Genomic DNA, 14391 nt, shown 5'->3' on the forward strand with positions numbered 1-14391 from the left:
TTAACGCAGCGGGCCCCGCACACCCTGGGGTGTACGGGGCCCGCTCGACGGGGCCGCTTAGCGGAACTCGGAACCCATGTCGTAGTCATCGAGTGGGATGGCGTGGAACTCTGGTGCCATCGAACCTTCAACTCCTGCGTAGTCAAAGTCGCTGAAGGCGCTTGGCCCAGTAAACAGGTTGGCCTTGGCTTCTTCGGTCGGCTCCACAGTGATCTTCGTGTAGCGATCCAGGCCGGTACCGGCCGGGATCAGCTTGCCGATGATCACGTTTTCCTTCAGACCCAGCAGAGGATCGCTCTTGCCCTCCATGGCGGCCTGCGTGAGAACACGAGTGGTCTCCTGGAAGGAAGCAGCTGACAACCACGATTCGGTGGCGAGTGACGCCTTGGTGATACCCATGAGCTCGGGGCGGCCTGAGGCCGGCTTCTTGCCCTCGGATACTACCCGGCGGTTCTCGTCCTCGAAGCGGCGGCGTTCTGCCAGCTCTCCGGGGAGAAGTTTCGACTCACCCGACTCGATCACCGTGACGCGGCGAAGCATCTGGCGAACGATAACCTCGACGTGCTTGTCGTGGATACCCACACCCTGGCTGCGGTACACGGTCTGTACCTCATCAACCAGGAACTCCTGGGCCTTACGGGGGCCGAGGATCCGGAGAATCTGCTTCGGATCGACAGCGCCGAAGACCAGCTGCTGTCCCACCTCGATATGCTCCCCATCAGTGACCAGCAGGCGTGCACGCCGTAGGACAGGGTAAGCAATCTCTTCAGAACCATCGTCAGGGGTGACAACCAGCCGAAGCTGCTTCTCTCCGTCCTCGATGTTGACGCGACCCGCGACCTCGGAAATCGGAGCGACACCCTTGGGGGTACGCGCTTCGAAGAGCTCCTGGATACGGGGCAGACCCTGGGTGATGTCCTCCGCCGACGCGATACCGCCGGTGTGGAACGTACGCATGGTCAGCTGCGTGCCTGGCTCACCGATCGACTGCGCAGCAATGATGCCGACTGCCTCGCCGATGTCCACTGTCTTGCCGGTCGCCAACGAGCGGCCGTAGCAGAGCGCACAGGTACCGACACTTGACTCGCAGGTCAGCACGGAGCGCACCTTGATGTCGGTCACACCTGCTGCAAACAATTCGCCGATGAGGACGTCGCCGACGTCGGAACCCGCTGGTGCGAGCACCTTGCCCTTGGAGTCGAGGACCTCAGATGCCAGCGTGCGCGCATAAGCCGAGTTCTCGACCTCTTCGTGCAGGACCAGCTCGCCGTCGCTGTTCGGCACCGCAATGGTGACGTTCAGCCCGCGCTCGGTGCCACAGTCGTCTTCGCGGACGATGACGTCCTGCGACACGTCCACCAGGCGTCGGGTCAGGTAACCCGAGTTGGCGGTACGCAGTGCGGTATCGGCAAGACCCTTACGGGCACCGTGCGTTGCGATGAAGTACTCCAGGACCGATAGACCCTCACGGTACGAGGACTTGATCGGCCGAGGGATGATCTCGCCCTTGGGGTTCGCTACCAGGCCACGGATACCCGCGATCTGACGGACCTGGAGCCAGTTACCACGTGCACCTGACGAAACCATGCGGTTGATGGTGTTGTCCTTCGGCATCGCGCCGCGCATGGACTCGGCCACCTCGTTGGTGGCCTTGTTCCAGATGTCGATCAGTTCCTGACGGCGTTCCTCATCAGCGATCAGGCCCTTGTCGAACTGGGACTGAACCTTGGCGGCCTGCTTTTCGTAGACCTCCATGATTCCGGCCTTGTTGATCGGGGCGGAGATGTCGGAGATCGCCACGGTGACACCGGAGCGGGTTGCCCAGTAGAAGCCGGCATCCTTCAGGTTATCCAGCGTTGCCGCGGTGACCACCTTCGGGTACCGCTCGGCGAGATCGTTGACGATGGTGGACAGCTGTCCCTTGTCGGCAACCTTCTCAACCCATGGGTAGTCGGCTGGCAGCGTGTCGTTGAACAGGACCTGCCCGAGGGAGGTTTCGATCAACGCCGGCGTTCCTTCTTCCCAGCCTTCGGGTGCAGCGATATCAGCGCTGGGCACGAAGTGCGGGATGCGGATCCGGACAACCGAGTTCAGGTGCAGGACACCCATGTCGAAGGCCATGATGGCTTCGGCTGGGGTGCTGAACACGCGGCCTTCGCCTGCGGAGCCCTCACGCTTGGTGGTGAGGTGGTGCAGGCCGATGATCATATCCTGCGAAGGCAGGGTCACCGGACGGCCGTCCGAAGGCTTCAGGATGTTGTTCGAGGAAAGCATCAGGATGCGCGCCTCGGCCTGGGCCTCGGGGCTCAGCGGCAGGTGAACTGCCATCTGGTCGCCGTCGAAATCAGCGTTGAACGCACCACAAACGAGTGGGTGCAGCTGAAGGGCCTTACCTTCAACCAGCTGTGGCTCAAACGCCTGAATACCCAGACGGTGCAGGGTAGGTGCCCGGTTGAGCAGCACAGGGTGCTCGGTGATGATCTCTTCGAGAACGTCCCAGACCTGCGGACGGTAACGCTCGACCATCCGCTTGGCGCTCTTGATGTTCTGCGCGTGGTTGAGGTCAACCAGGCGCTTCATCACGAACGGCTTGAAAAGTTCCAGTGCCATCTGCTTCGGCAGCCCACACTGATGCAGCTTCAGCTGAGGGCCGACGACGATTACCGAACGTCCCGAGTAGTCAACACGCTTACCCAGCAGGTTCTGACGGAAACGACCCTGCTTGCCCTTGAGCATGTCAGAGAGCGACTTCAGCGGGCGGTTACCCGGTCCGGTGACCGGACGGCCGCGGCGGCCGTTGTCGAACAGGGAGTCAACAGCTTCCTGGAGCATGCGCTTTTCGTTGTTGACGATGATCTCGGGGGCGCCGAGATCGAGCAGGCGCTTCAGGCGGTTGTTGCGGTTGATCACACGGCGGTACAGGTCGTTGAGGTCGGAGGTCGCGAAGCGGCCACCGTCCAGCTGAACCATTGGGCGCAGTTCCGGCGGAATCACCGGGACGGCGTCGAGTACCATGCCCAGCGGGCTGTTCGTGGTGGTAAGGAACGCGTTGACAACCTTCAGGCGCTTCAGGGCACGCGTCTTGCGCTGACCCTTACCGTTCTGGATGATGTCGCGAAGCATCTCGGCTTCGGCTGGCATGTCGAAGTTCTCAAGCCGCTTCTTGATAGCTTCGGCGCCCATCGAGCCCTCGAAGTACAGTCCGTAACGGTCGCGAAGTTCGCGGTACAGGCCCTCGTCACCTTCAAGGTCAGCGACCTTGAGGCTCTTGAACCGGTCCCAGACCTGCTCGAAGCGCTCGATCTCAATGTCAGCGCGCTTACGCACGTTGGCCATCTGGCGATCAGCCGAGTCGCGTGCCTTCTTCTTCTCGGCGGCCTTGGCGCCTTCGCCCTCAAGCCGTGCGACCTCGTCCTCAAGGTCCTTGGCGATGGTGGCGATGTCGGAATCGCGCTGGTCGATCATCTGCTTCTTCTCAAGGTCGTGCTCGGCCTGGAGATTCGGCAGTTCGGCGTGACGGTTTTCTTCGTCAACGGCGGTGATCATATAGGCAGCGAAGTAGATGACCTTCTCCAGGTCCTTCGGTGCCAGATCCAGCAGGTAGCCCAAGCGCGAGGGAACGCCCTTGAAGTACCAGATGTGGGTGACTGGAGCTGCAAGCTCAATGTGGCCCATGCGCTCACGGCGTACCTTGGCACGGGTGACTTCCACGCCACACCGCTCGCAGATGATGCCCTTGAAGCGGACACGCTTGTACTTGCCGCAGTAGCATTCCCAGTCACGGGAAGGTCCGAAGATCTTCTCGCAGAAAAGGCCGTCCTTCTCAGGCTTGAGGGTACGGTAATTGATGGTTTCCGGCTTCTTGACCTCGCCAAAAGACCAACCACGGATTTCGTCCGCAGTGGCAAGGCCGATTCGCATGAGGCCGAAGGAGGATTCGCTGGACATATGGTCCCTGTTCTCTCTTTGTTCTCTAAATTCTTGAAGTCTTCATAAGGGGCGGTAAAGAGGTTCGACGGCGGCTGGCTGGGTGCGTTCGCAACCCAGCGAGCCCGCTGGTTCAGGGAGGTGCCCGGAGGAAGGCGGCTTTAATATTTCTAGGCCGCCCGCGGCCGACGAAATTTCGTTGCCGCCGTTCCGGGCACCGGACTGAACCGGACGTTCGCGCTAAACCTCTTCGACAGAACTTGGCTCGGCCCGTGACAGGTCGATGCCCAGTTCCTCCGCGGCCCGGAAGACTTCTTCATCCGAGTCACGCATTTCTATCGTGGTCCCGTCGGTGGAGAGTACTTCCACATTCAGGCACAACGACTGCATTTCCTTGATCAGCACCTTGAAGGATTCGGGGACGCCCGGCTCTGGGATGTTCTCGCCCTTCACGATCGCTTCGTACACCTTCACGCGGCCGTGGATATCATCCGACTTGATCGTCAGAAGTTCCTGCAGCGTGTAGGCTGCGCCGTAGGCCTCAAGGGCCCAGACTTCCATTTCACCGAAGCGCTGTCCGCCGAACTGTGCCTTACCACCCAGCGGCTGCTGAGTGATCATGGAGTACGGTCCGGTGGAGCGTGCGTGAATCTTGTCGTCCACCAGGTGGTGCAGCTTCAGGATGTACATATAGCCGACCGAAATGGGGTCCGGGAACGGTTCGCCGGAGCGACCGTCGAACAACAGCGCCTTGCCGGATTCGCCGATGAGGCGCTTTCCGTCACGGGTTTCCCGGGTGGAGTTCATCAGACCGACAATTTCGTCCTCTGTCGCACCGTCGAAGACGGGGGTCGCAACAGTTGTCGAAGCGCTTTCGCGGGGCAGGTTGGGGAGGTTCTTCAACCACTCCGGCTCGCCATCGATCTTCCAGCCCTGCTTGGCCACCCAACCGAGGTGGATTTCCAGGACCTGTCCCACGTTCATTCGACCCGGTACGCCCAGCGGGTTCAGCACGATGTCAACAGGGGTTCCGTCCTCCATGAACGGCATGTCCTCGATCGGGAGGATCTTGGAAATAACACCCTTGTTGCCGTGGCGACCGGCCAGCTTGTCGCCGTCGGTGATCTTGCGCTTCTGTGCCACGTAGACACGGACCAGCTGGTTCACGCCCGGGGGCAGCTCGTCGTCGTTGTCGCGATCGAAGATCCGCACACCGATAACAGTTCCGGACTCGCCGTGGGGAACCTTCAGTGAGGTGTCGCGAACCTCGCGGCTCTTCTCACCGAAGATTGCACGCAGCAGGCGTTCCTCGGGGGTCAGTTCCGTCTCACCCTTGGGGGTGACACGCCCAACCAGGATGTCGCCAGCTTCAACCTCAGCACCGATGTGGATGATGCCGCGCTCGTCAAGGGCCCCCAGGACCTCTTCGGAGACGTTAGGGATGTCGCGGGTGATTTCCTCGGCACCAAGCTTGGTGTCGCGGGCGTCAACCTCGTGCTCCTCGATGTGAATCGAGGTCAGGACGTCGTCGGAAACGATGCGCTGAGAGAGGATGATCGCGTCCTCGAAGTTGTGACCTTCCCAGGACATGAACGCAACGAGCATGTTCTTGCCCAGCGCGAGTTCACCCTGGTCGGTGGATGGACCGTCGGCGATGATCGTGTTGTATTCAACCCGGTCACCGTCCGAGACCAGGACCCGCTGGTTGTAAGCGTTGCCCTGGTTGGACCGGGCGAACTTCATGATCGGGTAGCTGGTCTCAGTGCCGTCGTCGTTGAGGATGCTCACCAGATCGGCTGAAACTTCCTTGACGACGCCAGCCTTCGTGGCGGTGACAGCGTCACCGGCGTCAACTGCCGCGTTCTTCTCCATACCGGTGCCCACGAGGGGACGCTCGGAACGGAGCAGTGGGACAGCCTGACGCTGCATGTTCGCACCCATAAGGGCGCGGTTGGCGTCATCGTGTTCCAGGAAGGGGATCATGGCCGTGGCCACCGACACCATCTGGCGCGGGGAGACGTCCATGTACTCGACCTCGATGGCCTCAACCAGCACGGGCTCGCCCGAGCCGCCACGGGTACGCACCAGAACCGTTGGTTCGATGAAGTTACCCTTGTCGTCGAGAGGAGCATTCGCCTGTGCGATCAGGCGCTCCACCTCGTCATCGGCGGTGAGGTAATCAATCTGCTCGGTGACGATTCCGCCAACAACCTTGCGGTATGGGGTTTCGATGAATCCGAACGTGTTGATCCGTCCGTAGGATGCCAGCGAACCAATCAGACCAATGTTCGGGCCTTCAGGGGTTTCGATGGGGCACATACGGCCGTAGTGGGAGGGGTGAACGTCACGAACTTCCATGCCTGCGCGGTCACGGGACAAACCGCCCGGGCCCAGCGCTGACAGGCGACGCTTATGCGTCAAACCGGCCAGCGGGTTGTTCTGGTCCATGAACTGCGACAGCTGGGAGGTTCCAAAGAACTCCTTGATAGCTGCCACCACTGGTCGAATGTTGATCAGGGTCTGAGGCGTGATTGCCTCAACGTCCTGGGTGGTCATCCGCTCGCGCACAACGCGCTCCATGCGGGAAAGGCCGGTGCGGACCTGGTTCTCGATCAACTCGCCGACCGCGCGGATGCGGCGGTTGCCGAAGTGGTCAATATCGTCGACCTCGACGCGCAGTTCGATGTCGCCGCCCTCGCGCTTGCCCGCGAGAGTCTTCTCATTGGCGTGCAGCGCTACCAGGAACTTGATCATGGCAACAATGTCGTCGATGTTCAGGACTGAGGCGTCCTTGTCGTCGAGGCTCTTGTCGATACCCAGTTTGCGGTTGATCTTGTAGCGGCCAACCTTGGCCAGATCGTAGCGCTTGGGGTTGAAGTACAAATTGTCGAGCAGCGTCTTGGCAGCCTCGACTGTGGGTGGCTCTCCCGGGCGAAGCTTCCGGTAGATATCCAGCAACGCGTCTTCCTGCGTTTCGGTGGTGTCCTTCTCCATGGTGGCGCGGATGGAGTCGTACTCTCCGAAAGTCTCGAGGATCTGGCCCTCGGTCCAGCCCAGTGCCTTCAGGAGGACAGTGACTGACTGCTTGCGCTTCCGATCAAGGCGAACGCCGACCTGATCACGCTTGTCGATTTCGAGTTCAAACCATGCGCCACGTGACGGGATGATCTTCGCGCTGAAAATGTCCTTGTCACTGGTCTTGTCAGCGGTGCGCTCGAAGTAGGCGCCCGGCGAACGGACCAGCTGTGACACGACGACACGCTCGGTGCCGTTGATCACAAACGTGCCCTTCTCCGTCATCAACGGGAAGTCGCCCATGAACACTGTCTGCTGCTTGATTTCACCAGTGTTGTTGTTCATGAACTCGGCCTTGACGTACAGCGGAGCCGCGTAGGTTGCGTCGCGGTCCTTGCACTCGGCCATCGTGTACTTCGGATCAGCGAACTCCGGCTCCGAGAAACTTAGGGACATGGTGCCCTGGAAGTCCTCGATCGGGGAGATCTCTTCAAAGATGTCAGCGAGACCGGAGGTGGAGGCCACGCCCTGCAGCTTCAGCTCCAGGGCTTCCTGCACGCGCGCCTTCCAGCGGTCGTTTCCTACCAGCCAGTCGAAACTGTCGGTTTGGAGCGCGAGGAGGTTGGGAACGTCCAGCGGTTCGTGAATCTTTGCGAATGAGAGCCGGGTAGAGACGCCGTCGGCGTCGACCTGGCTGGTAGCGGTTGCATTATTAGAGGTGCTCGAGGCGACCAAGAGGGATCCTTCCACAGACCTTCGGCTTGTTCAGCTATATCCGCCCTCTTTGCACTGCCGCCGCGTATCAACGCGGGGATTGTGTGTGCGAACCAGGAGTCTGCGGTCATTGATCGGACAGGTGACCCGCCGTTAAATGACTAATGCAAGACAAAGCCCACCGCTATATGAAGGCCGAGGTTAAGAGGAAAGACGCAAATATCTACTGTACGCCAGAGTGCCAGTCGTGTCCAGCCGGGGTGTGGTATACGTGATCCGGGTCAAGCCAACTGTGTCGCCCAGATCAGGAGCATGGTCACCAGGAACCCGGTCAGGAAGTTCAGCCTGATGAAACGCCGCCATCCCAGATTGGCCTTCTCGCAGTCCTTGTCATCAAGGGCCGCGAACTGCAGGATATTGACCACGTAGGGCAGGGCCAACAGCCCCCCGAGGATTGCAGGCCATTGAACGAATAGCATGAGGAGCCCACTGACCACATAGGCGCCGATGGCGAATCGCACGACGGTGCGTGCCCCAAGGACCGTCGCGATAGAGGCGATGCCGCCGTCGCGGTCTGCCTGGATGTCCTGGACCGCGCCGAACGCCTGACTGGCAACCCCCCACAGGAAGAAGGCTCCCAGCACCGCCCAGAGGCCGACGTCGAAAGTGGCGCCGGCCAGCACCAGCGCGAACACCGCCGGACTGACGAAATGGGTACTTGACGTGACCGAGTCAAGGAAGGGCCGCTCCTTGAACCGCAGGCCCGGAGCGCTGTACGCGACCACCGCGAACACGCTCACGGCGAGTACCAGCGCAGACATCGGGTTGCCCAGCAGCAGCAGGGCCACCAGGAACGGGACGTTCGTCAGCACTGCAGCCCACAGGGTGACGCGGTGGAAACGGCGGTCCAGGACTGCACCTTCGACACCACCCTTGCGGGGGTTCCGAAGGTCCGACTCGTAGTCGAAGACGTCGTTGATCCCGTACATCGCCAGGTTGTAGGGAATCAGGAAGTACAGCGTCCCGAGTACAAAGGCGAGGTCGATGGACCCGGTGGTGAGAAAGTACGCGGCAGCAAAAGGAAAGGCTGTGTTGACCCACGACACGGGCCGGGAGGACACCAGCAGCATTTTCGCCACCCCTGGCTGGCCGGTACTGGCCTGCGTGCTCATCGGTGGGTCCTCTCATCCAGGGGGGTAAAAAGTGACCACAGCGCTGGCAATAGCACCACTGCCGCCACCGTATAGGCGAAATCCTCGAGCGGCGCGACGCCCACAAACACGCCGGAGATCCAGTCAGGGTTGTACGCGACCAGTCCGATCCGGATCATCAGGTTGTCGAACACGGCGGTAAGCGATAACAGGATAGCTGCCGAGATGAGGACGGCCTGCCAGGAGACGGCGCTGGTCGATGCTCCAGCATGAGCACGACGCCGTGATCGCACCACGGTGAGGACTGCAACGATCGCGACGGGCGCCAGGAAAATCGCGTTGAGGGTCCAGTAGGTCATTGGGCCACCTTCACTCGCGCTTCGAGACGCCGTGTCAGGTACACATACAGGTTCATGGTCAGCCAGCACAGGAAGGTCAGAAAGAAGAGCTCCTCAAGGGGTAGCTCAGGTGCCAGCAGCACCCCCGTCATGAGCTCGGAGTCACCGCGGTAGAAGATCCCCAACCCGATACCGCCGACATCCCAGGCAAGGAAGAAGGCCACCCCCAGCGCCATGACCAGGGCTGCCCGGCGCGGTGCCGCCCAGAAGAACAGTCCATCCTGGCGGTCCCACCAGCCCATAACCGCCAGCGAACCCACCAGGCAGGCGAGGTAGAGGAGGCTGGTCATTGATGGACCGGACCCGACGCAGCAAGTGGTTCCGGCAGAGGCCCGGTGCTGATGTCGGAGCGCATCCGCTTGATCAGCAGTTCAGCGCTGATCAGGCACATCGGTATACCAATTCCCGGGATCGTCGAACTCCCGGCGTAATAGAGTCCCTCAACTTTCCGGCTGAGGTTACGCCCCCTGAAGAACGCGCTCTGTTTCAGGACATGGGCAGGGCCCAGCGATGTCCCTTTCCACGCATTGAAGTCACCCACGAAGTCCTGCGGCCCGTAGCTTCGGCGGACCACAATCCGCTCAGCAAGGTCAGGGATATTCGCCCAGGTGCTGATCTGCTCGATCACTGTGTCGGCCAGACGCTCGACGCCGGGATCCCCCTCGCCGTCAATGCCGCCGGCGCCCAGCCCCGGATCGGCCGGGAGCGGGACGAGAACGAAAATGTTCTCGTGGCCGTCTGGGGCAGCGCCGGGGTCGGTAGCGCTCGACCGGCACACGTACAGAGACGCCGGGGTGGGCACAGAGGTGCTCTTGCCGAAAATCCGGGAGAAGTTGTCTTTCCAGTCCTCAGTGAACAGGAGCGTGTGGTGCTCCAATTCGGGCAACTCCCCCGTGACGCCCAAGTACAACAGCAGCGCGCTGGGCCCAGCCGTGCGCTTGGACCAGTAGCTTTCCGGGTAGGTCTGCTCGGAAGGTTGCAGGAGTTGCGTCTCTGTGTGGTGCAGGTCGTTTGCCGCTACCACAGTGTCAGCGCGTGTGGTGTGTGCTGCTCCATCGGAGGAAACCCAGCGGACACCGGTGACTCGTGCCTTCTGTCCACGGCCACCACCTGGCAGCGTGAGGATCTCCTCCACCCGAGCGCTGGTAATGATCTCGACATTCCTGGCCCGGGCAAGCGAGGCAACGGCGTCGATGAGTCGTGAGAATCCACCCATCGGGTAGAGGACGCCGTCGTCGAGGTCCAGATGGCTCATCAGGTGGTACATGCTGGGGGCCTCGAACGGCGAGGTGCCCAGAAACACCGCCGGGTAGCCTAGGATCTGCCGCAGCCGGTTGTCGGTTACGGTTCCGGCGGCAAGCTGGGACAGCGGCTGCAGCAGCAGGCGGACCAGCTTGGGCGCGCGGCTGAGGACGTCGGGGCGCAGCAGCGGAAGAAAGGACTGAAAGGTCGAGTAGAGGAAGCGTCGGGTGGCCATGGTGTAGGTCTCGCCCGCCGAGTCCAGGTACTTTTCCAGGGCCGCTCCCGCCCCGGGTTCGACGTCGTCGAACAGTTTCACCACTGCAGCACGCTCGGCGGGGACATCGATCGGGTCGGTGTGACCCTCTGAATACACCCGGTACCCCGGATCGAGCTTGACCAGGTCCAGCTGTTCCGCGGCTGTGGTCCCGAGCAGCCTGAAAAAGTGGTCGATCACCTCAGGCATCAAATACCAGGACGGTCCGGTGTCGAACTTGAACCCGTCGCGTTCCCACAGCCCGGCCCGCCCGCCAGCGGCCTCCTGCTTCTCCAGGACGGTAACCGAGTGGCCTTCCTCAGCCAACAGTGCGGCTGATGCGAGCCCAGCGATTCCACCGCCGACGACGACGACGTTACGGTGTTGGCCGTTCAGAGGGGCGTGGGAGTTCATGGCAACCTTCCAGCGGTCATTGGGGGGTTTCGTGTGGCTGCGGTAGACGGCCCGCTAGCGCACGGGCCGCGATCCGAAGTTTGACTGGGTTCGGTACCCGAACCCGTGACGTGAGGAGATCTTCCGCTGGGGTGTGTCGCAGCCGGGCGGCAAGCTCGGTGAAGAGTCCCTGGGCCACGGCGACAGCCCGCCGACTGGAGCTCGGGAGATCACGGAGCGCCCCGGCGGATACTGCCAGGTCCTCGGCAATGTCATCCAGCAGCCGGTGTTTGTCCGCCTCATCGAAGTTCCCGGGCCTGATCCCCGGGAAATAACTGCGCCCCAGTGACTCGAAATCCTCGGCGAGGTCGCGGAGGAAGTTAATCTTCTGGAAAGCGGCACCGAGCCGCCGCGCCCCGTCGATGAACTTGCGCTCCTGCTCGGAGGTGGGAGCACTGGCTTCCTGGTACAGGAAGCATTTAAGGCACATCAGGCCCACCACTTCGGCTGACCCGTACACATAATTGTCGAAGGATTCCTGGGTGTGCTCGGTCTGGTCAAGGTCCGCGCGCATGGAGGCGAAGAAGGGCCGGGTGAGTTCATCAGTGATGCCTGTCTGCCTGGCCGTGGCAGCGAAGGCATGAACTACCGGATTCGCGCTGTACCCAGTGGCCAGGGCCCGCTCGGTTTCGCTTTCGAGTTCATCGAGGAGAGATCGCGTCTGGTCTGCGCTGAGCCCGGCGGCGGCCGCTGCGCCGTCGACCACCTCGTCGGCCACCCGAACCAGCGCATACACCGTCTCGACGTGCTGCCGGACGTCGGCACCCAACAGTCGTGATGCCAGCCCAAACGAGGTCGAGTAGGACCTGATGATGAGGGCTGAGGCCTGGTGGGTCACACCCGTGTAGAAGGCAAGAGCCTGTTGTGGTTGCATGACCGGCTACCGCACCCGTTCCAGCACAGCTGTCGCAACCGGCGTCAGAGCGGCTTTGAGCTGGGCGGGGACGTGGGGGTGGTCCAGTTGCAACAACGCTTGCCGTGCATGGGCGGTCGCCAAGGAGACGGCGTGGTCAAGGGCTCCGCTGGATGTCAGGACGCGGCGGATCTGATCGGCTCCATCAGCTGAGAGATCAGCCGATCCGACCAGTGCCGAAATCTGTCCCCACCACTCAGGGCGCTGAGCGACATAAGTGATCAGACATGTCCGCTTGCCCTCGCGAAGGTCCCCCCAGGTGGTCTTGCCGGTAGTTTTCTCATCGCCGAAAACGCCAAGGATATCGTCAGCGATCTGGTAGGCGATACCGACGTCACGACCGAAATCCCCGAGGGTGTCGATAATGATTTCGTCGGCTCCGGCAAGGACCGCTCCCGCTTTCAGCGGGCTCTCAAAAGAGTAGACGGCAGTCTTCAGCCGTGCCATCTGCAGGGTGTCCTGGGGCGTGGTCGTGGCGGAACTCGATGCATCGACGTCCAGAAGCTCTCCCGCCGCCGAAGCGAACACGGCGTCATCGAGGAGCTCGCCGAGCCGTCCCCTGGTGGCCAGATCGGTGCGGACCCCGTCCAGCAACCGGTGGGCGCTGGAAAGAGCTAGATCACCGGCGATCACTCCCATGGACAATCCGCGATGCACGGCTTCATCGGAGGTGTGCCCAGCAGTGTCCGCCAGCTGCCGGTAGCTTCCCGACACGTTGGGTATCCCCCGCCGCACAAAATCCCTGTCGATGACGTCGTCGTGCACAATCAAAGCGGTGTGGAGCATCTCGAAAGACGCCGCCACTACTGCGGCGGTGGCCCGGTCGGCCCCGGACAGGGAGTCGTAGGCAGTCATGACCATGCGTGGACGGAAGCGCTTCCCGCCAGCGGCGCAGGTTTCGAGCGTCTCCCAGAGGTGAAGATAGCTGGGACCAAGGAGCGCAGCGCGCGCTTTCGACCGGGCGAAACTTTGGTCGAGGACGCTCTCCACCTGCTCCAAGCCAAGGGAGTCGACCAGCAGGGTTTCCATGTCCATAGGTAAAGTAAACACTGACCTCGCATTCTTAAGCTAAACGACTCAGGTCAGAGAGTGGTCAGACAGTGTTAGTAACAGAAGGCAGTTCCGGCGCCGGCACGGAACTGGTGGTCCTGGTGGACGACGACGGCACCCCCACCGGTACGCAGGCGAAGTCCCAGGTGCATCACACATCGACCCCATTGCACCTCGCATTCTCAACCCACGTCTTCGACGACGGCGGGAGGATCCTGGTTACCCGACGGGCACTCTCCAAGCGCACCTGGCCCGGAGTATGGACCAACTCGTTCTGCGGGCATCCGGGGCCGGGAGAAAGCACAGTCGAAGCGATCGCTCGTCGAGCCGACTATGAGCTGGGAATCGCCGTCAGCGATCTCGCTCAAGCCATCCCCGATTTCAGGTACCGGGCCGTTGACTTCTCCGGGATTGTCGAAAACGAAATTTGTCCCGTCTACACCGCGCGGTGCGCGGGCGATCCTTCCCCTCGGGCAGCGGAAGTCAGCCAGTGGGAATGGGTTGACCCGCAGCAGCTGGTCAGGTCAGTCCAGCTGACCCCCTGGGCCTTCAGCCCCTGGCTAACGCTGCAACTCCCTTTGCTCTACCCGCCAACGTAGGGACCGCCTCCGGGTCAGGAAACCGATCTCCTGGATCGGGGACGGAGGTGCGCCGCCCACCGATCCCACGGTGGCACTACCCGCCAGTGCAGGCCGATGGTGTGAAACGCCCTGGTTACTCGTCGTCGTAGGTCAGCTCCCCCGGCGAGGGCTCGAGGCGAGATGCCGACGCGGAGAGAAAAGTCGCACACGGTGAGTTGGCCGGGGGCGAGCGCAAAGGCGAGGTCGACGTCGTCGTGCACCTCAGGATCCTGGCAATGGACGCGGGACCGAGCGGCCTCCCAGACGGTGGCCCGCAGCGCCATGTTCGAGCCGAATAGGGGCCAATGCGCCATGGCGGCACCCATGAGCACAAAGTAGGCCCGCATGTACAGCAGGTCCGCGGCAACGGCGCGGGGCCACGAGACCCCGTAGAACCGGCCCGGCCCGGTGAGCGCCGAAAGCGCGGGGTCGGCTGCAAACCTGGACTCGATCCGTTCCAGCCAATCCTCGGACGGCACCGAGTCGGCATCACAGCGCACGATGACCATGCCGAGCGCCGCGTCGTAGCCGGCCGCGGCAGCCGAGCCGATCCCGACCCTGGGTTCAGCCACCACTCGCGCGCCATAGGACCGGGCGACGGCTACCGTCGAATCTGTCGAGCCGTTGTCGACGACGACGATCTCCAGCGGCTGGC

Annotated in this window: 10 protein-coding genes; 1 reads left to right on the plus strand and 9 read right to left on the minus strand. The window is 62.1% G+C overall.

The features are described from left to right. Positions 1–57 precede the first annotated feature (57 nt). The 8 genes from Y703_RS0116155 to Y703_RS0116190 form a co-directional block, all read right to left on the minus strand. Positions 58–3948, minus strand: a complete 3891-nt coding sequence (locus Y703_RS0116155; protein ID WP_026553539.1) for a DNA-directed RNA polymerase subunit beta' — start codon at positions 3946–3948, stop codon at positions 58–60. Positions 3949–4167: 219 nt separating this feature from the next. Continuing rightward, complete coding sequence (rpoB, locus tag Y703_RS0116160) at positions 4168–7677, minus strand: DNA-directed RNA polymerase subunit beta (protein ID WP_026553540.1); 3510 nt, start codon at positions 7675–7677, stop codon at positions 4168–4170. 260 nt (positions 7678–7937) lie between these two features. Then, positions 7938–8828 carry a prenyltransferase gene (locus Y703_RS0116165; protein ID WP_035765658.1) on the minus strand — a complete coding sequence of 297 codons (891 nt, stop codon included), beginning with the start codon at positions 8826–8828 and terminating at the stop codon, positions 7938–7940. Next, the gene (locus tag Y703_RS20445; RefSeq protein ID WP_035765661.1) at positions 8825–9166 is read right to left on the minus strand and encodes a lycopene cyclase domain-containing protein; all 342 of its coding nucleotides are present in this window, start codon (positions 9164–9166) and stop codon (positions 8825–8827) included. The genes Y703_RS0116165 and Y703_RS20445 overlap by 4 nt, the downstream gene beginning before the upstream one ends. Beyond that, positions 9163–9495, minus strand: coding sequence for a lycopene cyclase domain-containing protein (locus tag Y703_RS0116175; RefSeq protein WP_026553542.1), 333 nt, complete (start codon positions 9493–9495; stop codon positions 9163–9165). The genes Y703_RS20445 and Y703_RS0116175 overlap by 4 nt, the downstream gene beginning before the upstream one ends. After that, a complete protein-coding gene (crtI, locus tag Y703_RS0116180; protein WP_051427681.1) occupies positions 9492–11114 on the minus strand; it encodes a phytoene desaturase family protein in 1623 nt (540 codons plus the stop codon). The genes Y703_RS0116175 and crtI overlap by 4 nt, the downstream gene beginning before the upstream one ends. A gap of 16 nt (positions 11115–11130) precedes the next feature. Continuing rightward, entirely contained in the window at positions 11131–12027 is an 897-nt protein-coding gene (locus tag Y703_RS0116185) for a phytoene/squalene synthase family protein (RefSeq protein ID WP_026553544.1), read from the minus strand. A gap of 6 nt (positions 12028–12033) precedes the next feature. Beyond that, entirely contained in the window at positions 12034–13101 is a 1068-nt protein-coding gene (locus Y703_RS0116190) for a polyprenyl synthetase family protein (RefSeq protein WP_026553545.1), read from the minus strand. A 65-nt stretch (positions 13102–13166) separates the two neighbouring features. Here Y703_RS0116190 and idi point away from each other — a divergent pair, with 65 nt between their 5' ends. Then, positions 13167–13715 (plus strand): isopentenyl-diphosphate Delta-isomerase, encoded by a 549-nt coding sequence (gene idi, locus Y703_RS0116195; RefSeq protein ID WP_051427682.1) that lies wholly within the window; start codon positions 13167–13169, stop codon positions 13713–13715. 14 nt (positions 13716–13729) lie between these two features. Here the strand turns inward: idi and Y703_RS20450 are convergent. After that, a partial coding sequence (locus Y703_RS20450) for a glycosyltransferase family 2 protein (RefSeq protein ID WP_051427683.1) occupies positions 13730–14391 on the minus strand: 662 nt, incomplete at its 5' end.

The organism is Arthrobacter sp. H20, from assembly GCF_000520515.1.
Lineage (GTDB): Bacteria > Actinomycetota > Actinomycetes > Actinomycetales > Micrococcaceae > Arthrobacter_D.